General features: G+C 70.8%; 23 protein-coding genes. 8 read left to right on the forward strand and 15 right to left on the reverse strand.

Annotation, left to right across the window (positions count from 1 at the left end):
- Window positions 1–36: 36 nt before the first annotated feature.
- Complete coding sequence (locus AC069I_RS34645; RefSeq protein WP_478267319.1) at window positions 37–1,629, reverse strand: PucR family transcriptional regulator; 1,593 nt, start codon at window positions 1,627–1,629, stop codon at window positions 37–39.
- Between the two features lie 128 nt (window positions 1,630–1,757).
- Here AC069I_RS34645 and pruA point away from each other — a divergent pair, with 128 nt between their 5' ends.
- Both pruA and AC069I_RS34655 read left to right on the forward strand, forming a co-directional pair.
- Window positions 1,758–3,386 (forward strand): L-glutamate gamma-semialdehyde dehydrogenase, encoded by a 1,629-nt coding sequence (gene pruA / locus AC069I_RS34650; protein WP_478267278.1) that lies wholly within the window; start codon window positions 1,758–1,760, stop codon window positions 3,384–3,386.
- A gap of 18 nt (window positions 3,387–3,404) precedes the next feature.
- Window positions 3,405–4,334 carry a proline dehydrogenase family protein gene (locus tag AC069I_RS34655; protein ID WP_478267279.1) on the forward strand — a complete coding sequence of 310 codons (930 nt, stop codon included), beginning with the start codon at window positions 3,405–3,407 and terminating at the stop codon, window positions 4,332–4,334.
- An 87-nt stretch (window positions 4,335–4,421) separates the two neighbouring features.
- Here the strand turns inward: AC069I_RS34655 and AC069I_RS34660 are convergent, their stop codons facing one another.
- The gene (locus AC069I_RS34660; protein WP_020637318.1) at window positions 4,422–4,778 is read right to left on the reverse strand and encodes a thioredoxin family protein; all 357 of its coding nucleotides are present in this window, start codon (window positions 4,776–4,778) and stop codon (window positions 4,422–4,424) included.
- Between the two features lie 90 nt (window positions 4,779–4,868).
- Between AC069I_RS34660 and AC069I_RS34665 the strand changes: the two genes are divergently transcribed.
- Window positions 4,869–5,111 carry a DUF2630 family protein gene (locus AC069I_RS34665; RefSeq protein ID WP_478267280.1) on the forward strand — a complete coding sequence of 81 codons (243 nt, stop codon included), beginning with the start codon at window positions 4,869–4,871 and terminating at the stop codon, window positions 5,109–5,111.
- A gap of 148 nt (window positions 5,112–5,259) precedes the next feature.
- Here the strand turns inward: AC069I_RS34665 and AC069I_RS34670 are convergent, their stop codons facing one another.
- From AC069I_RS34670 to AC069I_RS34715, 10 genes are all read right to left on the reverse strand, one after another.
- Window positions 5,260–6,825, reverse strand: a complete 1,566-nt coding sequence (locus AC069I_RS34670; RefSeq protein ID WP_478267281.1) for an alpha/beta fold hydrolase — start codon at window positions 6,823–6,825, stop codon at window positions 5,260–5,262.
- A 71-nt stretch (window positions 6,826–6,896) separates the two neighbouring features.
- The gene (locus tag AC069I_RS34675) at window positions 6,897–7,976 is read right to left on the reverse strand and encodes an ATP-dependent DNA ligase (RefSeq protein WP_478227874.1); all 1,080 of its coding nucleotides are present in this window, start codon (window positions 7,974–7,976) and stop codon (window positions 6,897–6,899) included.
- Window positions 7,977–8,004: 28 nt separating this feature from the next.
- Window positions 8,005–8,592, reverse strand: coding sequence for an alkaline shock response membrane anchor protein AmaP (gene amaP, locus AC069I_RS34680; RefSeq protein WP_478267282.1), 588 nt, complete (start codon window positions 8,590–8,592; stop codon window positions 8,005–8,007).
- Complete coding sequence (locus tag AC069I_RS34685; RefSeq protein WP_478267283.1) at window positions 8,589–9,125, reverse strand: DUF6286 domain-containing protein; 537 nt, start codon at window positions 9,123–9,125, stop codon at window positions 8,589–8,591. The genes amaP and AC069I_RS34685 overlap by 4 nt, the downstream gene beginning before the upstream one ends.
- A 14-nt stretch (window positions 9,126–9,139) precedes the next feature.
- Window positions 9,140–9,496: an Asp23/Gls24 family envelope stress response protein gene (locus tag AC069I_RS34690; protein ID WP_478227877.1), complete on the reverse strand. Its 357-nt coding sequence runs from the start codon at window positions 9,494–9,496 to the stop codon at window positions 9,140–9,142.
- A complete protein-coding gene (locus tag AC069I_RS34695; protein WP_005157087.1) occupies window positions 9,493–9,669 on the reverse strand; it encodes a hypothetical protein in 177 nt (58 codons plus the stop codon). Before AC069I_RS34695 ends, AC069I_RS34690 begins: the two co-directional genes overlap by 4 nt.
- A complete protein-coding gene (locus tag AC069I_RS34700) occupies window positions 9,669–10,118 on the reverse strand; it encodes an Asp23/Gls24 family envelope stress response protein (RefSeq protein WP_478267284.1) in 450 nt (149 codons plus the stop codon). Before AC069I_RS34700 ends, AC069I_RS34695 begins: the two co-directional genes overlap by 1 nt.
- A gap of 189 nt (window positions 10,119–10,307) precedes the next feature.
- On the reverse strand, window positions 10,308–10,733 hold the full coding sequence (locus AC069I_RS34705) for a hypothetical protein (RefSeq protein ID WP_340683202.1): 426 nt from the start codon (window positions 10,731–10,733) through the stop codon (window positions 10,308–10,310).
- The gene (locus tag AC069I_RS34710; RefSeq protein WP_340683201.1) at window positions 10,733–11,290 is read right to left on the reverse strand and encodes an RNA polymerase sigma factor; all 558 of its coding nucleotides are present in this window, start codon (window positions 11,288–11,290) and stop codon (window positions 10,733–10,735) included. The genes AC069I_RS34705 and AC069I_RS34710 overlap by 1 nt, the downstream gene beginning before the upstream one ends.
- On the reverse strand, window positions 11,287–12,033 hold the full coding sequence (locus AC069I_RS34715) for a pyrimidine reductase family protein (RefSeq protein WP_478267285.1): 747 nt from the start codon (window positions 12,031–12,033) through the stop codon (window positions 11,287–11,289). Before AC069I_RS34715 ends, AC069I_RS34710 begins: the two co-directional genes overlap by 4 nt.
- Before the next feature lie 98 nt (window positions 12,034–12,131).
- On the opposite strand from AC069I_RS34715, the gene zapE reads away from it, so the two are divergent.
- A complete protein-coding gene (gene zapE / locus AC069I_RS34720; protein WP_478227879.1) occupies window positions 12,132–13,166 on the forward strand; it encodes a cell division protein ZapE in 1,035 nt (344 codons plus the stop codon).
- Here the strand turns inward: zapE and AC069I_RS34725 are convergent.
- Window positions 13,120–13,728 (reverse strand): phosphatase PAP2 family protein, encoded by a 609-nt coding sequence (locus AC069I_RS34725; protein WP_478227880.1) that lies wholly within the window; start codon window positions 13,726–13,728, stop codon window positions 13,120–13,122. The two genes, zapE and AC069I_RS34725, sit on opposite strands and share 47 nt — an antisense overlap.
- A 70-nt stretch (window positions 13,729–13,798) precedes the next feature.
- Here AC069I_RS34725 and AC069I_RS34730 point away from each other — a divergent pair, with 70 nt between their 5' ends.
- Window positions 13,799–14,674: an FAD-dependent oxidoreductase gene (locus tag AC069I_RS34730; RefSeq protein ID WP_478267286.1), complete on the forward strand. Its 876-nt coding sequence runs from the start codon at window positions 13,799–13,801 to the stop codon at window positions 14,672–14,674.
- 33 nt (window positions 14,675–14,707) lie between these two features.
- Here AC069I_RS34730 and AC069I_RS34735 read toward each other — a convergent pair whose 3' ends face one another.
- Window positions 14,708–16,069: a DUF2252 domain-containing protein gene (locus AC069I_RS34735; RefSeq protein ID WP_478227882.1), complete on the reverse strand. Its 1,362-nt coding sequence runs from the start codon at window positions 16,067–16,069 to the stop codon at window positions 14,708–14,710.
- Window positions 16,070–16,100: 31 nt separating this feature from the next.
- Complete coding sequence (rocD, locus tag AC069I_RS34740; RefSeq protein WP_478227883.1) at window positions 16,101–17,303, reverse strand: ornithine--oxo-acid transaminase; 1,203 nt, start codon at window positions 17,301–17,303, stop codon at window positions 16,101–16,103.
- Window positions 17,304–17,459: 156 nt separating this feature from the next.
- Here rocD and AC069I_RS34745 point away from each other — a divergent pair, with 156 nt between their 5' ends.
- Genes AC069I_RS34745 through AC069I_RS34755 form a run of 3 tightly spaced genes read left to right on the forward strand, consistent with a single transcriptional unit; the run spans window position 17,460 to window position 21,406 of the window.
- Window positions 17,460–18,314 (forward strand): PPK2 family polyphosphate kinase, encoded by an 855-nt coding sequence (locus AC069I_RS34745; RefSeq protein ID WP_478227884.1) that lies wholly within the window; start codon window positions 17,460–17,462, stop codon window positions 18,312–18,314.
- 21 nt (window positions 18,315–18,335) lie between these two features.
- Window positions 18,336–20,459, forward strand: coding sequence for a S9 family peptidase (locus AC069I_RS34750; RefSeq protein WP_478227885.1), 2,124 nt, complete (start codon window positions 18,336–18,338; stop codon window positions 20,457–20,459).
- The gene (locus AC069I_RS34755; protein WP_478227886.1) at window positions 20,456–21,406 is read left to right on the forward strand and encodes an LLM class F420-dependent oxidoreductase; all 951 of its coding nucleotides are present in this window, start codon (window positions 20,456–20,458) and stop codon (window positions 21,404–21,406) included. Before AC069I_RS34750 ends, AC069I_RS34755 begins: the two co-directional genes overlap by 4 nt.
- Window positions 21,407–21,464 lie beyond the last annotated feature (58 nt).

Genomic DNA, 21,464 nt, shown 5'->3' on the forward strand with positions numbered 1-21,464 from the left:
TACCGCATTCAGAGGACTAAATGCGGGGGTGGAGGGCTAGAGGCGCAGCAGAAGCTGGGTGAGGATGCGTTGCGCGGGGTCGTCCAGGTCGATCCCGCACACCTCGCCGGCGCGGCGCACCCGGTAGCGGACCGTGTTCGGGTGGATGTTCAGCTCGCGCGCCGCTTTCCGGACGTCGCCGAAAGCGTCGAGGTACGCGAGTACGGCGGGCACCAGGATGCCGCCGTGCTCGGCGTCGTGGGCGATCAGGTCGGTCAGCCGCGGATCGCGGATCCTCGGCTGCTCACCGAGGAACGCGAGCACTTCCGAGAGCAGGACCTCGGCGCGGACGTCGGCCAGTGAGGCGACGTCCGCGGTCCCGTGCCCGCGCGCCATCGTGGCCAGCACGCGGTCCGCGTCGCCGCGCGAGGCCGCCGCGTCGGAAAGACTGGGGACCACACCGCCCAGCGCCGCGCGCACCCGGACGTCGAGATGCCGTTGGGCGGTACCGGCGATTTCCTTGGCCAGCGTCAGGATCCGCGGTTCGGCGTGCTCGGGGAGGTCGGGAAGGAGCGCGTAGACCCGGCCGCCGATCACGCTCACCAGCGCGCTCCGCCGGTACGCGGCGGTGTGCACGGTGATCAGGTGCACCAGCTCCGCGCGCCGGAGCTGCCGGTCCGTCGCGGCCCGGTCGCGGGGGAGCGAGAAGGCCAGCACCATGGCCGGTTTCCCGGGATCCGCGCCGATGTCGTCGGCGACGGACTCGGCGTCGAGGCGGCCGTCGAGCAGCCCGGCCAGCAGATCCTCGCGCAGCCGGAGTTCCGGGCTGGGCAGCGTCCGATGCCGGATCAGCTGCGGCGCGAGCGCGCGGCTGGCGCCGAGCAGGGCGACCTCCGCGCTTTCGGTGAGCGGATGCGCGCCCTCCTGGACCCAGATCGTGCCCAGCGGCTGCGATCCGGCGTGGATCCCGGCCGCGATCCGCCGCCGGATGCCGAGATCGGGGCGCTCGTCGATGCGGACAATGCCCTCACCGGCGCGAAGACGCTGATAGACGCCCCATTCGCGCAGCATCGCGAGGTAGCGTTCCGGGCCTTCGCGGCCGAGGATCGAGAGTCTGCGCAGCTCGTCCACCTCGTCGCCCGCCCGCGAATAGGCCAGCACCCGGCTCGCGGTGTCCTCGATGCTGACCAGGCCGCCCGTCAACGTCGCGATGGTCTGCGCGAGCGAGAACAGATCGCCCAGCACTTCGCCGCTGTCCGCCTCGCCACCCGCGCGAGCCGCGTCGACCACGCCCCTGGCCAGGGCTTCGACCTGCTCCCAGCGTGCCTCGTGGCCGACCTCGATCAGCGCGATCCCCGCGTCGGTCGCGACGTTCACGACGGCCATGCCGTTCTTGACCGCGACGGCGGCCGCGCCGGACCGTCCCGCCGCCCGGATCGCACCCGCGGCGGAGCGTCCGCGAGCGCCGATCACCAGGACGAGGTCACCCGGATGGGCGTCGGGCGGATCCTCCGGATCGTGGATGACGACGTCCTCCACTCCGACGCCGAGCCCGCCCGGGGCCGCGAGCACCCTGACCAGCGGTTCCCCGAGCGTGGCGAGGATGTGCCGCAGGGAAGCGCCGGGGGTCGTCTGAGCAGTCGTCTTGATCACCGATTAAGCCGATCGGACAAGATGGTCACCCTGATTCTAGCCAGTCGAACAAGCCGTCGTGGAGCTGTCAGGTCTACCGTTCGGGATGAGACCTCTACCCGGCGAAGTGCAGTCAGGAGCAGTCAGTGGACGCCGTGACCCAGACCCCCGCCCCGAAGAACGAGCCGGTGCTGAATTACGCACCGGGCAGCGCTGAGCGCGCTGAACTCGAGGGCGCGCTCAAGTTGCTGGGCAACGCCGACCCCATCGACATCACCGCGACGATCGGTGGTGAGCAGCGCAAGGGCGGCGGCGAGAAGATCAAGGTCGTCCAGCCGCACAACCACAAGGCGGTGCTGGGCGTCATCCACAGCGCGACCGCGGAGGACACCCGCGACGCGATCGCCGCGGCCAAGGCCGCCGCCCCCGGCTGGCGCGCGCTGTCCTTCGACGACCGCGCCGCGATCATCCTGCGTGCCGCCGACCTGCTGGCGGGCCCGTGGCGCGCCAAGCTGAACGCCGCCACCATGCTCGGCCAGTCGAAGACCGCCTTCCAGGCCGAGATCGACTCAGCCTGCGAGCTGATCGACTTCTGGCGTTTCAACGTCGCCTTCGGCCGTCAGATCCTCGCCGAGCAGCCGGTCAGCTCGCCCGGTATCTGGAACCGGATGGAGCACCGCCCGCTCGAGGGCTTCGTGTACGCCATCACTCCGTTCAACTTCACCGCGATCTCCGGCAACCTGCCGACCGCGCCCGCGCTGATGGGCAACGTCGTGCTGTGGAAGCCGTCGCCGACGCAGAGCTACGCCGCGCACATGCTGATGCGGCTGCTCGAAGAGGCGGGCATGCCGCCGGGCGTCATCAACCTGCTTCCGGGTGACGGCAAGGCCGTCTCCGAGGTCGCCCTGACCCACCGCGACCTGGCCGGTATCCACTTCACCGGTTCCACCGCGACCTTCCAGCACCTGTGGGCCACCGTCGGCGCCAACATCTCCGGCTACCGCACGTACCCGCGCCTGGTCGGCGAGACCGGCGGCAAGGACTTCGTGCTCGCGCACGCCTCCGCCGACGTGGACGTCCTGCGCACCGCGCTGATCCGCGGCGCCTTCGAGTACCAGGGCCAGAAGTGCTCGGCCGCGTCCCGCGCTTACGTCCCGCGTTCGCTCTGGGCGAGCCTGAAGGACGAGCTGGTCTCCGAGACCGAGGCCATCACCTACGGCGACGTCACCGACCTGGACAACTTCGGTGGCGCCGTGATCGACCGCCGCGCCTTCGACAAGCACGCCGCCGTGCTGAAGAGCGCCGCCGAGGACGCCGAGATCGAGGTCATCGCCGGTGGTACCGCCGACGACAGCGTCGGCTACTTCGTGCGCCCGACGATCCTGGTGTCGGACAACCCGAACCACGAGATCTTCCGCACCGAGTACTTCGGCCCGATCCTCGCGCTGCACGTCTACGAGGACGAGGACTTCGACAACGTCTTGAAGCTGGTCGACGAGACCGCCGACTACGCGCTCACCGGCGCGGTCATCGCGAACGACCGCACGGCCGTCGCGAAGGCGTCCGAGGCGCTGCGCTTCGCCGCCGGCAACTTCTACGTCAACGACAAGCCGACCGGCGCGGTCGTCGGCCAGCAGCCCTTCGGCGGCGGGCGCGCGTCCGGCACCAACGACAAGGCCGGTTCGGTGTTCAACCTGCTCCGCTGGACGAGCCCGCGCTCGGTCAAGGAGACCTTCGTTCCGCCCACCAGCGTCCGCTACCCCCACCAGGGCTGAGTTCTCCAGGAGTCCGTGATGTTGCGTGCCCCGTTGCTCGCCGCCGCTCGATCCCAGCGGATGCGCAAGCTGGTCGAGGTCGTCCCCGCCACCCGATCGGTGGTAGGCCGGTTCGTCGCCGGTTCGAAGACGCCCGACGCCGCCAGGGTGGTCCGCGAACTGGCCGACGACGGCCTCCGGGTCACCCTCGACCACCTCGGCGAGGACACCACCGACGCCGAGCAGGCCGCGACGACCGTCCGCGCCTACGAGGAACTGCTGACCGCGCTGGCGGCCGACGGCCTCGCGTTCGGCGCGGACGTCTCGGTGAAGCTGTCGGCCGTCGGGCAGTTCCTGCCGGCCGACGGTGAGAAGGTCGCGCTGGAGAACGCCCGCAAGATCTGCGCGGCGGCCGAGGCGGTCGGTGCCACGGTGACCCTCGACATGGAGGACCACACCACCACCGACTCGACGCTGGGCATCCTCAAGGAGCTGCGCACCGAGTACCCGTGGGTCGGCGCGGTGCTGCAGGCCTACCTGCGGCGCACCGAGCAGGACTGCTGCGACCTGGCGACCGAGGGTTCCCGCGTCCGGCTGTGCAAGGGCGCGTACGCCGAACCCGAGGAGGTCGCGTTCCAGGACAAGTCCGAAGTGGACAAGTCCTACGTGCGCTGCCTGAAGATCCTCATGCAGGGCAAGGGTTATCCGATGGTCGCCTCGCACGACCCGCGGATGATCGCGATCGCCGAGAAGCTCGCGGCCGACGCGGGCCGCAAGGCGGACGACCACGAATTCCAGATGCTGTACGGGATCCGTCCCGAAGAGCAGCGCCGAATCGCGGGCGACGGCAAGACGATGCGCGTCTACGTCCCCTACGGCGACGAATGGTACGGCTATTTCATGCGCAGGCTGGCGGAACGCCCGGCGAACCTGGCGTTCTTCCTGCGCGGACTCGCCACCCGGGGCTGACCCGGTCACCGGTGGCACTGGTCCGCTGAAAGACAAAGGGGCCCTTCCCGGCGAAACCCGCCGGGAAGGGCCCCTTCTCCATACGCGTCAGGCCTCCTGGGCCTCTTCCTTGAGCTTGTCCATGTCGATGTCGCGCGCCTGCTGGATGAGGTCTTCCAGCGTCTTCTCCGGGAGCGCGCCCGGCTGCGCGTAGATGACCGTCTTGTCGCGGATCACCGCGAGCGTGGGGATCGAACGCACGTCGAAGGCCGCGGCCAGCTGCTGCTCGGCCTCGGTGTCGACGCTCGCGAAGACGATGTCGTCGTGGTTGCCCGACACCTTCTCGTAGGTCGGTGCGAACTGGCGGCACGGCATGCACCAGCCGGCCCAGAAGTCGATGATCACGAAGTCGTTCTCCGACACGACCTGATCGAAGTTGGCGGCGGTCAGCTCCACAGTGCTCATGCCCGGCGTAACGAATCGGGCGGGACGCGCATTCCCGCGAGTGCGCGTAGCGTCTCGGATGGAGCAACCCACGTTTCGCAGGAGGCGCACATGGCCGACGGGGACATCCTCAGCCGGATCGACGAGCTGGTCAGTGAGGAGCACGAGCTCCGTTCGCGGGCGATCGGCACCGGGCTGAGCTCGGACGATCGGTCCAGGCTCGCGAGTGTGGAACAGCAGCTGGACCAGTGCTGGGACCTGCTGCGGCAGCGGCGGGCGCGCGTGGAGTTCGACGAAGACCCGGACCAGGCAACGACGCGGCCGATCTCCGAGGTGGAGTCTTACCGGCAGTAGGTCTTTCTCGCGCTCTGGCCGACGCCTCGCGCGCGTGCAATGAAGGGGCCTTTCATAGCAAATTTCGCCATGAAAGCGTCCTTCATCTCACGCGCGGGCGGGGGCGCCGGAGGTGGCTGGGTGCCGTGAGCAGCGGACCCGGAGCGGCTCAGGCCGGGCAGAGGGTCCCGTCGACCGGGATCTTCCCGTCGATCAGGAAGGCTCGCGTCGCGTCCGCGACACACGGCGAGAGGCTCAGCGCGCCGTGCCCGGCACCCTGCCAGGTGATCGTCACCGCGCTCGGCATCTGGTCGGCCGCTCGGCCGGTGCCCTGCTCCGGCGTGACCGGGTCGGTCGCGGTGCCCGCGACGAGCATCGGCGGGGCGCCCGGCGCTCCCGCGGGCGGGAGCGGTTCGCGGCGCACGGGCCACGGGCTGCACCAGGCCAGCTGTTGCGCGGCGAAGACACCGAACTGCGGGTACTTGTCTCGCAGGGTCGTGGTCGCGCGCGTGAGTTCCTCGGCCGAGAGCCGGGTCGCGCTGTCGTTGCATTTGGTCGCGAGCGTGCCGTCCAGCCGCGAAGGCCGCGCCTTGGTGTCCTTCAGCACGGGCTCGGCGAACGCGGCCAGCGGCGTGACGTCGCCGGTCTGCGCGGTCTTGAGCGCCTCGGCGAGTTCCACCCAGCGCGAGCGCTGCGCGAGCCCGGAGTAGATGGCGTACAGCGCGATCCCCGGCGTGATCTGCTCGCCGTCGGTGGTCGTCGCGGACGCCGACCGGAGCCGGTCCGCGACGGCGGTCACGGCCGAGCGGGCGTCGCCGATCGGGCAGCCCCTCGCGATGCAGTCGGCGCCGAACGCGTCGAGGGTCGCCTGCGCGCTCGCGGCGACGCCTTCCTGCGTGGCGGTCGCGTCGGGGGCGGGGTCGGGCAGCCCGTCGAGCATGACCCGGCCGACCTGGGCGGGGAACCGCACGGCGTATTCGGCGAGGACCTTCGAACCGTCGCCGCGGCCCAGCGCGTGCAGCTTGTCCAGCCCCAGTTGCTCGCGGAGTTCTTCGAGGTCGCCCGCCGCCCGCCAGCTGTCCATCGCGACCTGCGAGTCGTCCAGTTCGATGGCGCACTGCTGCCCCGCCCGGCGTGCCGCGTCGACGACGCCTTCGAGGTCGGGGGCGGCCGGATCGGCGCCGAGCAGGTCGGTGCGGATCTCCGCCGGGATGCACTGCACCGGCATGGACGTCCCCGTCCCGCGCCGGTCCACGCCGATCAGCGAGAACTTCTGCAGGAACTCGGGCGGCAGCGTCGCGGCCAGCCGCGCGGCGTACAGCGACCCCGGCTCGCCGTCGACGTCGTTGACCACGACGAGCGGGATCGGCCCGCCCCCGGTCTTGACCACCGAAAGCCGCGAGAGCCCGCGACCCGGCAGGTCCGGCGCGTCGAGCGTGGTGGGCACCCTGGCGCAGGAGAACTTCAGTGTGTCCGGCACGGAGGGCCGGCCCAGCCGTTGCCGGGTCGCTTCGTCGCAGTCCTCCCATTTGATCGACGGCGACCGCGGTTCGGCGAGCGGCGGCAGCGGCACCTGCTGGGCCGTCGTCGGGCCGCCGGGATTCGGCTTGCCGTCGTTGTCGATCACCGCCGGCCGCACCGACGGCCCGGCCGTGCAGCCCGCGAGCACGGCCGTCACCACGGTGGTCATCAGGAACAGCCGTGGCCTGCGGCGGACGGTGCTGGCGGGGCGCACGGGCTGGTCCTCACTTTCCGGGCATGACAAAAGCTCGGGGTGAGCTTCGCAGGTCGAGTGTTTGACCTCGGTTAGCGGGTGCGTTTCACCTCGCCGCGGAACACCGCGTCCAGGTCGTAGCGGGCGACCTCCTCGAGCTGGGCATAGGTGCAGGAGGACGGCTCGCGGTCGGGGCGCCAGCGTTTGAACTGCGCGGTGTGCCGGAACCGCGACGGAAATCCGGCCTCCGTGTGCTCGTAGCCGACCTCGACCACCTTCTCCAGCTTCAGCGGCACCCACGGGGCTTCCTTGGCCTTCCACCGGGTGATCCCGCCGGGGATCCGCTGGTTCTCGCGCACGTTGTCGCCCAGCCAGGGGTGATCGGTCCCGTCGGTGATCAGCGGTGCCAGCTCTTCGGCCAGCTCACGCCGCCGGGTGACCGGGAACGACCCGACGACGCCGGGGTGGTGCAGCACGCCGTCCTCGTCGTAGAGCCCGAGCAGGAACGAGCCGACCATCTCGCCCGGTTCGCCGTCGACGTGCCAGCGCAGCCCGGCGAGCACGCAGTCGGCGGTGCGCGAGTGCTTGTACTTCAGCAGCACCCGTTTGCCGGGCGTGTACGGCTCGTCCAGCGGTTTGCCGATGACACCGTCGAGCCCCGCGCCCTCGAACAGTTCGAACCAGTGCCGCGCGATCGCCGGATCCGAAGTGGCCGGAGTCAGATGGACGCCGTCGGAGGCCAGTTTCTCCAGCCGCTCCCGCCGCGTCGACGTCGGTTCGTCCAGAAAGGACTCGTCGCCCAGCGCCAGCAGGTCGAAGGCGACGAACTCCGCCGGGGTCTGCTCCGCCAGCAGCTTGATACGGCTTTCGGCGGGGTGGACCCGGTCGGTGAGCGCGTCGAAGTCCAGCTTCCCGTCCCTGGCGACGACCAGTTCGCCGTCCAGCACGATCCGCTCGGGCAGTGCCGCCTTCAACCGCTCGACGACCTCGGGAAAGTACCGGTTGAGCGGCTTCTCCGACCGCGACTGCAAGGTCAGCTCGTCACCGTCGCGGAACACCAGGCAGCGGTACCCGTCCCATTTCGGCTCGAACAGCAGCCCGCCGGAATCGGGGATCGCCTTCGCCGGTTTGGCGAGCATCGGTTTGACCGGCGGAGTCAGGGGAAGCGACATGACGGCCATTCTTGCCACAAGTAGCCGGTCAGCGCACCCGCTGCGGTGCTGCCGTGTCGAGTTCGATCCGGACGGCCGTCGGCAGCACTTCCACCCCGAGCGACTCCCGCGCGCGGGCCAGCACCGTGCTGTCGAGCTGCTCCCAGACCCGTTTCAGGTCGGTGCCCTCGGCGAGCCAGAGCGTGATCCGCAACGCCGGATTCTCCTTGTCGCCGACCGCGCGGACCCGGGCGCGCCCGACCCCGTCCACCGTCTCCGCGTCGGCGCGGACGGCCTCGGAGATGGCCGAGGAGGTCACCACGAGGTCGTCGTCGAGTTCGAGGTCCGGACGGCCTTCCGGGCGCAGCGACCGGAAGAACCACCACAGCCCCAGCCACAGCAGGAGAACGCCGAGCACGATCGCGCCGATCCGGGAGGCGAGCGCGTGCCGCGACAGCCAGTCGAGGGCGATCGGGTCCACGAGCGGCCGGCCGGCGCGGTGTGCGCCGAGCCAGCCCGCGCCGACCACGAGCACCGCCGCCCCGCCGAGCAGCGCGAGGAGTCCGATGAGGACGGTCAGGGTCCGTTCCATGCCGGTGGACCGGCCGAGTGCCTTGGCGGAGACCGAACGGGTCATCGGCGGTCCTTCGGGGAGTCGACGACGACCGAGACCTTCGGCCGCCGCACCAACGGGACGTCGTCGAGCAGACCGGAGACCGTCTCCAGCAGCCGCGGCCGCAGCTCGCCTTCGGTTTCCAGCCTGCTCGTCGCGCGGACGCGGATCTTCTTGGCGGTGGCCGTGACCTTCGCGCCCGCGACGTTGTCCTGCGCGCGCACGGTCACCCCGACCAGCCTCGCCAGGGAACGCGGTGATGTGGTCACACTGACCTCGTTCGCCGGATCGGTCAGCCGGATGGCACGCCGCCCGGCCGAGGCCGCCGCCAGGATCAGCAACAGCCCCACGACCGCGACGGCGATCGCGAGATACCGGACCGGGGAAGCGTTCCAGGACTGCTCCGCGAGCCTGACGCGCCAGTCGTCCCACGGGAGGAACAGCGGGCCCCGCCCCGGCCGCCACCAGCCCCAGCCGACCTCCAGTGCCAGCAGGACCCCGGCGGCGGCCAGCGCCAGCCCGATCAGGGCCGACAGCAGGCGGACGATCAAACGCATACCGGTTGCTCCTTCTAACGGACGCGGGGCGCGATGTCGGGCAGGAGCGCGGAGACCGTCACCGAGATGTCCCGCACCTGGTACGAAGTGATCCGCTCGACCTCCTCGGTGACCCTGGCGCGCAGGTCGCCGACGATCCGCCGCACCGGCGCCGGATAGTTCAGCGCCACGTCGAGCACGAGGTCGACGTCGTTGCCCTCACCGCCGACCTTCGCGCTCGCGCCGTGTGTCCCGAGCCCGAGCCCGGCGATGCGCCGCTCCGCGCGCGTGGTCCCGTCGACCTGGTCCGCGGCGTGCTGCGCGATCTTGCGGACCACGGACGGCGAGATGGTGAGAGTGCCGCGATCCTCGGGTTCGGGCGGGACGGTCATTTGTCGCGGCCCCGGCCGAACAGGTCGCCGAGGTCGAGCTCGCCGTCGAGCACGCGGCCGAGGACGAGGCCGATGACGCCGACGGCCAGCGTCACCAGGAACGCGGTGAAGCCCTGGGTCGCGGCGAGGCCGAGGATGAGGCCGGCGAGCAGGCCGGTCTGGGTCCCGTTCATCACTCGACCCGCGAGGTCTCGGTCTCGCCGCCGTTCTCGTCGGGCAGGTGGATGTCGTTGACCGCGATGTTGACCTCGATCACCTCGAGGCCGGTGATCTGCTCGACCTGGCCGATCACGTTGCGGCGCACCGCCCGCGCGACGTCGACGATGCGGGCGCCGTACTCGACGACCACGTCGAGGTCGATGGCCGCCTGCTTCTCGCCGACCTCGACCGAGACGCCGGACGTGGTGACCGTGCCGGAACCGGGAATGCGCTCGCGGATCGCGCCGAAGGCCCGCGAGACCCCGCCGCCCAGCGCGTGGATCCCGGTCACCTCGCGGGTGGCGAGACCCGCCACCTTCTGCACCACCACCGACGAGATCGTGGTCTTGCCGGCGGCTCCTTCCTCGTTGAGGAACGCCCCCGCCACGGGGGTGTCGGGCTTGCTCGCGCTCGGCTGCGCCATGAAGTTCGCTCCTTCTCGGCCTGTGCCGCGCGACCTGCGCGCGCGACGGTCTCTACGCTCTCACCGACCAGGACACGCGCGCATGCCGAGCCGTCACGCGATGTCCCCCGGATGGGGTAATCAGTTCCGGGATGGTCGTGAGTGGACCTTCGGGGTCGCGGCACCGAACTCACGGCTTCGTTCCGGGATTCAGTCCGGGTGGACGTCGACTACGTGGACGTTGATCGTCGGCGGGGCGGACCCGAGCTGACCGGTCAGAGCCGCGCTGACCCGGTGGCGCAACAGGTCCGCGACGGCCGCTTCGACACCGAACCGGATCGTCACCAGCACCTGGAGCACGTCCTCTTCGAGCGCGACGGCGGCGACGTGCACTCCGCCGAGCTCCCGGCCGATTTCGGCGGCGAGGTTCCTGGTCATCAGTACCAGCGCCCGTTCCGACACCTGGGTCTTGCCGCCCGACGAGGGCAGGTCGAGCGGGGCGGTGGTGTGCTTGCCGCGGACGCCGCCGACCGAGCGGAGCACCCGTTCGACCAGTCCCGGCGGCGTCGGCACCGGACGGCTCGCGGCGGCGCGCACCTGCTGCCACCGGGGGTCGTCGCGCGGATCGTCGCTCATCACCGTTCCCCGGGTCGGAAGTTGTCGCCGAGTTTCGCCAGCAGCGCCACCCTCGCGCGGTGCAGGCGGGCACGCAGGGCGGGCACGCTGACTTCGAGCACCTCGGCCACCTCGTCGTAGGTCAACCCTTCGAATTCTCGCAGAATCAGCGGGATCCGCTGGCCGACGTCCAGTTCGGCGATCGCGCGCAGCACCGTGCCGACCTGCTCGGCGCTCACCACGTGACCCTCCGGACCAGGCACGACGCCCGCGTCGCCCTCGTCGAGCGGCACGGTCGGCTTCCGGCGCCGGACCGCGCCGAGCGCGCCGTTCGTCGTCACCCGGTAGAGCCAGGTCGACACCGCGGATTCGAACCGGAAGCCGGGCAGCGCCCGCCACGCGGAGAGCCAGGCCTCCTGTACGACGTCCTCGGCCTCGGACGAGCTGCCGGTGATCCGCAGCGCCACCCGGTACATCCTGGCCGTGTGCCGCCGGACCAAGGTGTCGAACGCACCGTGGTCCCCGGCGGCGGCCAGTGCCACCAGTTCCTCGTCCGGAACCGGCGCGGCCTCGCTCACCCGCCCTCCCGTCGGCGATAGCGCAGCATGGTGAAGCCGTCTTCGACGAGCACGGACGCGAGAGCCATCCGCCGCGGTTCCGGGGCCGGACGGCCGCGCGCGATCCGGCTCTCGCCCGCTCCCGCCAGCAGCGGGGCGACGGTGAGGCACAGCTGGTCGACGAGGTCGGCGGTGATCAGGTCGGCGAACAGCGCCGGACCGCCCTCGCAGTCGACACGGCGCAGGCCGCGCTCGCCCAGCAGCGCGAGCGCCCGGTGGAGGTCGACGTCGGCGGTCCCCGCGACGAGCACGACGGCACCCGCGCGCTCCAACTCGGCGCGAGGCGCCTTCTCGGTGGTGATGACGATCGGCGGGACCTTGGTGTCGGTGAACAACGGGCCCTCGGGGTCGAGATCACCGGAACGGGTCACCACCGCGATCGGCGGGACCTCGGACAGACCGAGCGCGACCCGGCGGGCGGCGCGTTCGGGAGTGACGCGCGCGCCACGATAGCCCTCGGCGCGCGCCGTGCCCGCACCGACCAGGATCACGTCGGCGAGCAGCCGTCCCATCAGGAAGATCCGCTTGTCGGCGGGGTGGGAAAGCCCCTCGGACAGCTCGTCGACCGCCGCCGCGCCGTCCGCGGAGCTGACGAAGTTGACCTGGACCCAGGGACGGTTCAGGTCTTCCGGATACCCATAGAGCCGTTCGAGGACGGTGTCGGAGACGGGTTCCGCCGGTGTCGTTGGCCACAGAAGCTGCACACGAACATCCCAGCACGCGCCCGATGGCACCGCTGAGCGGGGGATACGCCCGGTCAGGGAGGGTGAACCCGCCAGGCCGGTGCCGTTACGCTCGGCGAATGCCCGCCCGCCTGATCGATCGCCGTCCGGAGCTGTCCGCCGACGAGCTGATCACCGCGCTCGTCCCGCCGCCGAGGTTCGACGCGGTCCGGTTCTCCACGTACGTGCCCAACCCGGACGAGCCGAGCCAGGCCGAAGCCGTCGTCACCTGTGGCGCGTTCGCGAAGCGCGTGGCGGAAGCGTCGAGCCGGAAGCCGAAGTCGAAGCTGCGCGCGTTCTTCGGCGGCGGGGACGAGGTGCCGTCCGGGCCGATGGGGCTCTACCTCGACGGCGGTTTCGGCGTGGGCAAGACACACCTGCTCGCCTCGACCTGGCACGAGACGCCGTCGCCCAAGGCGTACGGGACGTTCGTGGAGCTGACCCACCTCGTCGGCGCGCTGGGTTTCGCCGAGGCGGTGCGGCGGCTGTCCGAACACCGGTTCCTGGCGATCGACGAGTTCGAGCTCGACGACCCCGGTGACACCATGCTCGTCACACGGTTGCTGCAGGAGCTGATCTCGGCGGGCGTGTTCGTGGCGGCGACGTCCAACACGCTGCCGGACAAACTCGGCGAGGGCCGGTTCGCCGCCGCGGACTTCCTGCGCGAGATCCAGTCGCTGTCCGCCCGGTTCGGCGTCTGCCGCGTCGACGGCCCGGACTACCGGCACCGCGGCCTGCCGGACGCGCCGCCGCCCGCGAGCCCCGAGGAGCTGGAAGCCTCCGCCGCCACGCACCCTGAGTCCACTGTGGACGATTTCGACGCGTTGTGCGAACACCTGGGCGGCCTGCACCCTTCGCGCTACGGCAGGCTTCTCGACGGCGTGGCCCGGGTGCACCTGCGCGATATCCACCCGGTGCCCGACCAGAACGTCGGACTGCGCCTGGTCGCCTTCGCCGACCGGCTCTACGACCGCGCGATCCCGCTGGTGGTCTCGGGTGAGCCGGTGCCGGAGCTGTTCACCGAGGAGATGGTGAACGGCGGCTACCGCAAGAAGTACCTGCGCGCCGTCAGCCGTCTGACGGCACTGGCTCGCGACGCCGTGCAGCCCAGCTGAGCAGCACCCACGTCGCGCACACGGTCGCGACGGCGAACAGCGTGCCGCCCACGACGTCGGTCAGGTAGTGGTAGCCGAGGCCGAGCATGCCGATCGTGACTCCGCAGAGCACCACGGCGCTCACCGTCGCCATGACCACCGTCGCGACGCCGGGGCGGGCGAGCAGGACGAGCACCGTCAGCACCGCGACCAGCGCGACGGTGTGCCCGCTGGGGTAGGCGAGGTAGGTGTACTTCCAGCGGTCGAAGAGCGGTTTGAGCACCCATGTGTTCGCGAGGATCGCGATGAGCGGGCCGACGATGGTCAGCGCCGCTTCGAGCCTGCGCCGTCCTATCAGGCAGAGGACGGCGGCGAGGACCGCGACCGGGATCAGGATGTAGGCCTCGGTCGGCATCACCAGCAGCTCGAGAAGGCCGGTGTCGCGGCCGAAGGTGCGCTCCACCCACCTGACGGCGAGCTCGTCGGGAACGGAAGGGCCTTCGCCCGAGACCAGCAAACCGAGGACGACCATGATCGCGGCGCAGGTCACCGCGACCGGCCCGTACGGCCCTCTTCCGCTCATCCGGCGAGATTACGTGACGGGTGATCAGTCACCATGCAGGGACGGCTCGCGAGGACGAAGGGGGCTTTCGATGCGGATCAGTGTGGTCGGTGGCGGCGTGATCGGGCTCAGCTGCGCGCACCGGCTGGCCGGGGCCGGGCACGACGTCACGGTGGTCACCGACACCGGGCCGGGGGAGACCACGTCGGCGGTCGCCGGTGGCGTGCTCTTCCCGCCGCTGGCGGCGAACTCCGACCGGGTCGACCGCTGGACCGCGACGAGCGTCGAGGAGTACCGCGTCCTCGGCGCGCCAGGGGTCCGCATGGTCCGGGGAACGTACCTCGTCCCGCATGAGGCGCCGCTGCCTTCGTGGGCGTTGTCGATGCCCGACCTCGATCACGAACCCGGACGGCTCACCTTCACGACCGCGCTGGTCGACACCCCGGTGTACCTCAACTGGCTCGCCGGCCAGGTCGCCGCGCTGGGCGTGCGTACCGAATACCGCACCGCCACGAGGCTGGACGACCTCGACGCGGACCTCGTCGTCAACGCCGCCGGGCTCGGTGGCGGGCGGCTCGCGGGGGACGGAACCGTGGTGCCGGTCGGCGGCCAGGTCGTCCATCTCGCCGACCCGGGGCTGACCGAATGGATCGTCGACGGGGCCACTCCGGTGCTGCGGCACGTGATCCCGCACGGACGGCACGTCGTCTGCGGCGGCACGCAGGAGCCGGGGCGCGACTCCGTCGAGCCGGATCCCGGGGTGACCGCCGACATCGTGCGGCGGTGCCGGGAACTCGTGCCCGCGCTGGCCGACGCGCCCGTGCTGGGGGCGAAGGTGGGCCTGCGGCCGTTCCGGCCCGAGGTGCGGCTGGACCGGGACGGCCGGGTCGTGCACTGCTACGGGCACGGGGGTGCGGGGATCACGGTCGCCTGGGGCTGCGCCGACGACGTCCTGGTCCTGGTGTGAGCGCTCCGCATTCAGAGGACTAAATGCGTGGGGTCAGAGGGCGGCGAAGGCGGCGAAGTCCGCTTCGGTCTGATCCGCGTACCGCACCGCGTAGGCCCCGATTGCCTCGTCGAGGTCTTCGTCGTCCTCGAAGTAGCCCGCCAGCATCCGCGGATGCAGTGATCGCGCGTGCGCCCGCGCGAGCAACGCGCCGGCGAGCCGGCCGTAGTCGTCGAGGTGGTCCTTCTTCAGCTCCGCCGGATCGATGTCGCCCTTGAGATTCCGGAACTGCCGCACGATGTACGGCACGCCGTCGATGGTCGTCCAGCCGAGCAGGATGTCCGTCTCGGCCTGCACGAGCCGCGCGCCCTCGACGATCCGCCGCCCCTCGTGCTCCGGGGCCGGCAGGCCGAGGAACGGCGCGAGCGCCGACGGGATGGCCTGCTTCACCTGCAGGACAAGGTCTTCGCCGGAGTTCCCGTGCAGCAGGGCCACGTAGCTGCGCAGCCCGACACTGCCGGTGCCGACCACCCGGAAAGCCACATCGGACACCCGGTACCGTGAGATCAGCGTCCGCCGGGACTCGCGCAGCGTGTCCACATAGGACACCAATCCGGTCACGACGGCTTCGGCGGTCGCGTCGTCGACGTGCGTGAGCACCGGTGGGTCTTCGACGAACCGGTGCCGTTCGAGGCCGGTCTCGTGGTCGTCGATGCGCCTGGTCCACTTCGCCGTGACCTTGGCGCTGGTGTTCTTCCGCGCCTTCTCGGCCGCTTCCTCGAAGTCGTCGATCAGGTCGTGCGCCTTGACCTTGCTCAGCACCGACGCGTCCGGCAACGCGTTCCACGACCGGAGGAACGGCAGCTCCGCCAGCCCCCGGATGGTGCGCCGGTACGACTTAACCGCGTCTTCGGCGGCTTCGCGGCAGCCCGATTCGCCGATGCCGCCTTCGCGCCCGGCCAGGACGAGACTCGCGGCGAGCCGTTTGAGATCCCACTCCCACGGGCCCGGCACCGATTCGTCGAAGTCGTTGATGTCCATGACGATCTGGCCTTCGGGCGTGCCGTACAGCCCGAAGTTCGCGGCGTGCGCGTCGCCGCAGAGCTGCGCCGTCAACCCGGACGACGGCGATCCGGCCAGATCGGCGGCCATCAGCCCGGCGGCACCGCGATAGAAGGTGAACGGCGACGCGAGCATGCGCTCGCGCCGCAGTTCCACCAGTTCCGGCAGGCGGCCTTCGTTGGTGCGCGCGAAGAACTCCGCCACGCTGGGCCGCCCTTCGCCCGCCGCCGCGTGGTCGTGCGCGGACGAGGGCGCCTCGTCCCGCAGTGCCTTACCCCTCGCGAACCAGTCCTCCGGCGACACCGACTCGGTGCCGGCCAGCGGCCGCTCCACCCACTCCCGCTTGTCTCCCATGGACAGGCAACGTACAGCCCGTCCGAAAGGTTCACCGGGTCTTGACGACCTCCGTGATGGCGTCGATACCGCGGTCGAGCTCCTCGCGGCTGATCACCAGCGGCGGCGCGATCCGCAGCGTGTGGTCGTGCGTCTCCTTGCACAGGACGCCGCGTTCGGCCAGCGCGGTGGACGCCTCGCGGCCGGTCGGCCCGCCGGGCGCGATGTCGATCCCCGCCCAGAGCCCGCGCCCGCGGACCTCGGCGAGCCCGTTCCCGACCAGTTCGCCGAGCCGCGAGTGCAGGTGGGCGCCCAGTTCCCGCGAACGCTCCTGGAACTCCCCGGTCTTCAGCAGCCCGACCACGGCCCGCCCGATCGCGCAGGCGACCGGATTCCCGCCGAAGGTGGAGCCGTGTTCACCCGGCCGCAGCACGCCGAGCACGTCCTTGCCGCCGACCACGGCAGACACCGGCATGATCCCGCCGCCGAGCGCCTTGCCCAGGGTGTAGACGTCGGCACGGACGCCTTCGTGGTCGAGCGCGAGGACGGTGCCGGTGCGGGCGAGACCGGACTGGATCTCGTCGGCGATCAGCAGCACGTTGTGCTCGTCGCACAGCCGCCGGGCCTCGGCGAAGTAGCCGGCGGGCGGGACGATCACGCCCGCCTCGCCCTGCACCGGCTCCAGCAGGATCGCGGCGGTGCGCTCGGTGATGGCGTCGCGCAGCGCTTCGGCGTCGCCGTACTTGACGGTGACGAAGCCCGGCGTGAAGGGGCCGAAGTCGGCGCGCGCGGTCTCGTCGGTGGAGAAGGACACGATGGTCGTCGTGCGGCCGTGGAAGTTGGAACCGGCGACGACGATCTCCGCGGTCCCGTCGGGGACGCCCTTGACCCGGTACGCCCACTTCCGGGCGATCTTCACCGCCGACTCGACGGCTTCCGCGCCGGAGTTCATCGGCAGGGTCATCTCGGTGCCGGTCAGCTCGGCGAGCTCCTTGCAGAACAGCCCGAGCTGGTCGTGGTGGAAGGCGCGCGAGGTCAGCGTCACCCGGCCGAACTGCTCGATCGCGGCGGCGATGAGCCCGGGGTGGCGGTGCCCGAAGTTCAGCGCGGAGTAGCCGGAGAGGAAGTCGAGGTAGGTCTTGCCCTCGACGTCGGTGACCGAGGCTCCTTCGGCGGTGGCGATCACCACCGGGAGCGGGTGGTAGTTGTGCGTGCTCCACTGCTCGTCGAGCGCGATGAAGTCGGCGGTCGTCATGCGTTCAGGTTAGAGGTCCATCCGGCCGCTTTCATCCGGGAAACGTTGCTTTGACCCGTTGTTCATTGCGTATCGACTCCTTCGGGTGGCGAAATCGTGCATCGGCGTACTCGATCACCGGAGGCGCGGTGTCCGGAGCGCGGTTATCGTCGCCGGATGGCGAAAAAGGACACCGTCTCCGTCCGGGACACGCTGAGGATCGGCAAGGGCGCCGAGCGGCACCATCCCGGCTCGTTCCCGATCGGGCCGACCAAGAAGCCCGAGGGGCTCAAGGACCTCGCCGACGCCGGAGGCAGGCTCGCCGAGCTGCAGGAGGCCCTGTACGCGGAGGGCGTCGGCGGGGGAAACCGGAGCCTCCTGCTGGTCCTGCAGGGGATGGACACCTCGGGAAAGGGCGGCACCGTGGGCCACGTCCTCGGTCTCGTCAACCCGATGGGCGTGCGGTACGCCGGGTTCAAGAAGCCGACCGCGACCGAGCGGCGCCACCACTACCTGTGGCGGATCCGCAAACAGCTCCCCGTGCCGGGGCAGGTCGGCGTCTTCGACCGCTCCCACTACGAGGACATCCTGGTCCCGCGCGTGCAGAAGCTGGTGCCCGCGGCGGAGTGGCGCAAGCGCTACGCCGAGATCAACGCGTTCGAGAAGGAGCTGACCGACGCCGGCACGACGATCGTGAAGGTCTTCCTCGACATCTCGCCGGAGGAGCAGCTGAAGCGCCTCAAGGCGAGGCTGGAGAATCCGGCGAAGTGGTGGAAGTACAACCCCGCGGACCTCGACGCGCGCGCCCAGTGGAACGACTACCAGAAGGCCTACGCCGACATCTTCGCCAAGACCTCCCCGGCGGCCGCGCCCTGGTACGCCGTCCCGGCCGACCGCAAGTGGTACCGCAACTGGCTGGTCGCGCGGCTGCTGATCGAGACGATCGAGGAGATGGACCCGAAGTTCCCGCCCGCCGACTTCGATCCCGAGACGGAGCTGAAGAAGCTGGAAGGCGTTGGCGTCTCCGGTTGATCGTCTGAGAGAGTGCGGGACGTGACCGACAACAGCCTCGAAGATCTCCCGTTCCTCCGCCGTCAGGCCCGCACCCAGCGCTTCACCCTCGGCGCGCCGAAAGAGTTCAAGGTCTCCCCGGACGGCGCCCGCATCCTGTTCCTGCGGTCCGAGTCCGGCACCGACCCTCGGCACAGCCTGTGGTCGTTCGACGTCGCGGCGGGCGAGGAGACGAAGCTGGTCGACGCCGCCGAGCTGCTGCCCGGTGAAGAAGACCTGCCGCCGGAAGAGCGTGCCCGTCGCGAGCGCAGCCGGGAGACCGGCGGCGGTGTGGTCGGCTACGCGGTCGACGACGCCTTCACCGTCGCCGCGTTCTCGCTCTCGGGCAAGCTCCACACCCTCGACCTGGCCACCGGTGAGGTGTCGGTGCTGGTCGACGGTTCGGTCGTCGACCCGCGGCCCAGCCCGGACGGCACGCACGTCGCCTACGTCCGCGACCGCCGCCTGCGGGTGATCGACCGGGCCACCGGTGAAGACCGGCTGCTCGGCGGTGAAGACAGCGAAGCGGGCGACGACATCGCCTGGGGGCTCGCGGAGTTCATCGCGGCCGAGGAGATGGGCCGCACGCGCGGGTACTGGTGGTCGCCGGACGGGAAGAGCCTGCTGGTCGAGCGGTCCGACCGGGCCGCCGTGCCGCGCTGGACGATCGCCGATCCGGCGAACCCGCAGTCGGCGGCGAACGTCGTCGCGTATCCGGCGGCGGGCACCACGAACGCGGACGTGACACTGGCGATCCTCGGCCTCGACGGCTCCCGCGTCGACATCGAGAAGACCGATTGGGAGTACCTGGCCGCGGTGCACTGGTCCGCCTCGGGCAAGCCGCTGCTGTCCGTGCAGTCGCGTGACCAGCGGAAGCTGGAGATCCAGGCGGTCGACCCGGCGACCGGCGCGGTCGAGGTGCTGCACACCGAGACCGACGAGCACTGGGTCGAGCTCGCCGCGGGCGTCCCGGCGTGGACGACCGACGGCCGCCTGGTCCGCGAGAGCGCCGCCGACGGTGACCACCGGCTGGTCGTCGACGGCGTGGCCGTCACCCCGCCGGGACTGCAGGTGCGCTCGATCCTGCACGTCGGCGACGAGGTGCTGTTCAGCGCCTCGGAGGCCGATCCGACGCAGATCCACGTCTTTCGCACGGAAGGCGGCGAGCTCCGCCGTCTGTCCACTGAGGACGGTGTGCACGTCGGCTCCGGGAACGCTTCGCTGACCGTGCTCTCGTCCTGGACGCTGGAGCGCAGCGGCCCGGTGGTGACCGTCGTGTCCGGCGAGAAGACGGTGGCACGCATCGGTTCCTTCACCGTCGACCCCGACGTCGTGCCGAACCTGACCTGGCTGACGCTGGGGGAGCGGGGCCTGCGCGCCGCGCTGGTGCTGCCGACCGGGTACGAGGAGAGCGAAGGCAAGCTCCCGGTGCTGCTCGACCCGTACGGCGGCCCGCACGCCCAGCGTGTCCTGCAGACCCGCAACGCCTTCCTGACCCCGCAGTGGCTCGCGGACCAGGGCTTCGCGGTGCTGGTCGCCGACGGGCGCGGGACCCCCGGCCGGGGTGCGGCCTGGGAAAAGGAGATCGCCGGAAAACTCGCCGATGTCACCCTCGCCGACCAGGTCGACGCCCTGCACGCGGCGGCCGCGCTCCATCCGGAACTCGATCTGGAACGGGTCGCGATCCGCGGCTGGTCCTACGGCGGCTATCTCTCCGCGCTGGCCGTGCTGCGGCGCCCCGACGTCTTCCACGCCGGGGTCGCGGGCGCCCCGGTGACCGACTGGTCGTTGTACGACACGCACTACACCGAGCGTTACCTCGGGCTTCCGCGGGAGGAAACCGCTTCGTACGAGCACAACTCGCTGATCGCCGGCGCCGGCGATCTCTCGCGGGCACTGCTTATCGTGCACGGGCTGGCCGACGACAACGTTTTCGTCGCCCACTCGTTGCGCCTGTCGTCGGCCCTGCTGGCCAAGGGACGCGCGCACGTGTTCCTGCCGCTGGCCGGCGCGACGCATATGACGCCGCAAGCCGAAGAGGTCGCGGAGAACCTGATGCGCACGCAGGTGGACTGGATCGTGCGTGAGCTGTCCGGTGCCGCGGTCAAGAGCGAGGAGAACGCATGAAACGGTGGGGCATCACCATTCCGCTGACCGGGGTGCCGCTCGCGGCGCACGAGGAGATGGTGCGGGAGTTGCCGGATCTCGGCTACACCGACGCGTGGTCGGCCGAGACGGCGGGCCACGACGCCTTCACGCCGTTGGTGCTGGCCTCGCAGTGGGCGCCGCAGCTTCGGCTCGGCACCGCGATCGTGCCGGTGTACACACGCGGACCCGGGCTGCTGGCGATGAGCGCGGCGACCGTCGCGGAACTGGCGCCCGGCCGGTTCGTGCTCGGCATCGGCGCGTCGTCGCCGGTGATCGTGAAGAACTGGAACGCCGCCGAGTTCGAAGCGCCGTTCGCGCGTTCGCGGGACACCCTGCGCTTCCTGCGGTCGGCGCTGGCGGGGGAGAAGGTCACCGAGGAGTACGAGTCGTTCTCCGTCAGCAAGTTCCGGCTGGAGCGGCCCGCCGACCCGCCGCCGTCGATCATGCTCGCCGCGCTGCGGCCGGGGATGCTGCGGTTGGCCGCGAAGGAGGCGGACGGTGCCATCACCAACTGGCTCGCCGCCTCCGACGTGCCGAAGGTGCGGGCCGAGATCGGTCCGGACACCGAACTGGCCGCGCGGATCTTCGTCTGCCCCACCGAGGACAAGGCCGCCGCGCGCGGGCTCGGCCGGATGCTCATCTCGAGCTACCTGACCGTGCCGGTGTACGCGGCATTCCACGAATGGCTCGGCCGCGGCGACGCGCTCGCGCCGATGCACGAGGCGTGGGCCGCGGGCGACCGGCAGAAGGCGAACCAGGTCATCCCGGACGAGGTCGTCGACGACCTGATCGTCCACGGCAGCCTCGATTCCTGCCGCGAGCAGGTGCAGTCCTACGTGGACAACGGGCTGACGACGCCGATCATCGCGCTGCTGCCGACGGGGGAGGACCCCTTCACACACGTGCGTGGGCTGGCTCCCCGCTGACAACCTCGTGAGTGGCGTTTCGGGTTCTATTGAGGGGTAAGGCAAACGTGTCGGGTGC

Source organism: Amycolatopsis sp. NPDC043885, assembly GCF_056435685.1.

Excerpts from the sequence above, each read along its gene's own strand:
- AC069I_RS34655 (WP_478267279.1), top strand. The coding sequence starts at position 3,405 with ATGTTGCGTGCCCCGTTGCTCGCCGCCGCTCGATCCCAGCGGATGCGC.
- AC069I_RS34660 (WP_020637318.1), bottom strand. The coding sequence starts at position 4,778 with ATGAGCACTGTGGAGCTGACCGCCGCCAACTTCGATCAGGTCGTGTCG.
- AC069I_RS34665 (WP_478267280.1), top strand. The coding sequence starts at position 4,869 with ATGGCCGACGGGGACATCCTCAGCCGGATCGACGAGCTGGTCAGTGAG.
- AC069I_RS34675 (WP_478227874.1), bottom strand. The coding sequence starts at position 7,976 with ATGTCGCTTCCCCTGACTCCGCCGGTCAAACCGATGCTCGCCAAACCG.
- amaP (WP_478267282.1), bottom strand. The coding sequence starts at position 8,592 with ATGACCCGTTCGGTCTCCGCCAAGGCACTCGGCCGGTCCACCGGCATG.
- AC069I_RS34685 (WP_478267283.1), bottom strand. The coding sequence starts at position 9,125 with ATGCGTTTGATCGTCCGCCTGCTGTCGGCCCTGATCGGGCTGGCGCTG.
- AC069I_RS34690 (WP_478227877.1), bottom strand. The coding sequence starts at position 9,496 with ATGACCGTCCCGCCCGAACCCGAGGATCGCGGCACTCTCACCATCTCG.
- AC069I_RS34695 (WP_005157087.1), bottom strand. The coding sequence starts at position 9,669 with ATGAACGGGACCCAGACCGGCCTGCTCGCCGGCCTCATCCTCGGCCTC.
- AC069I_RS34700 (WP_478267284.1), bottom strand. The coding sequence starts at position 10,118 with ATGGCGCAGCCGAGCGCGAGCAAGCCCGACACCCCCGTGGCGGGGGCG.
- AC069I_RS34705 (WP_340683202.1), bottom strand. The coding sequence starts at position 10,733 with ATGAGCGACGATCCGCGCGACGACCCCCGGTGGCAGCAGGTGCGCGCC.
- zapE (WP_478227879.1), top strand. The coding sequence starts at position 12,132 with ATGCCCGCCCGCCTGATCGATCGCCGTCCGGAGCTGTCCGCCGACGAG.
- AC069I_RS34725 (WP_478227880.1), bottom strand. The coding sequence starts at position 13,728 with ATGAGCGGAAGAGGGCCGTACGGGCCGGTCGCGGTGACCTGCGCCGCG.
- AC069I_RS34730 (WP_478267286.1), top strand. The coding sequence starts at position 13,799 with ATGCGGATCAGTGTGGTCGGTGGCGGCGTGATCGGGCTCAGCTGCGCG.
- AC069I_RS34735 (WP_478227882.1), bottom strand. The coding sequence starts at position 16,069 with ATGGGAGACAAGCGGGAGTGGGTGGAGCGGCCGCTGGCCGGCACCGAG.
- rocD (WP_478227883.1), bottom strand. The coding sequence starts at position 17,303 with ATGACGACCGCCGACTTCATCGCGCTCGACGAGCAGTGGAGCACGCAC.
- AC069I_RS34745 (WP_478227884.1), top strand. The coding sequence starts at position 17,460 with ATGGCGAAAAAGGACACCGTCTCCGTCCGGGACACGCTGAGGATCGGC.
- AC069I_RS34755 (WP_478227886.1), top strand. The coding sequence starts at position 20,456 with ATGAAACGGTGGGGCATCACCATTCCGCTGACCGGGGTGCCGCTCGCG.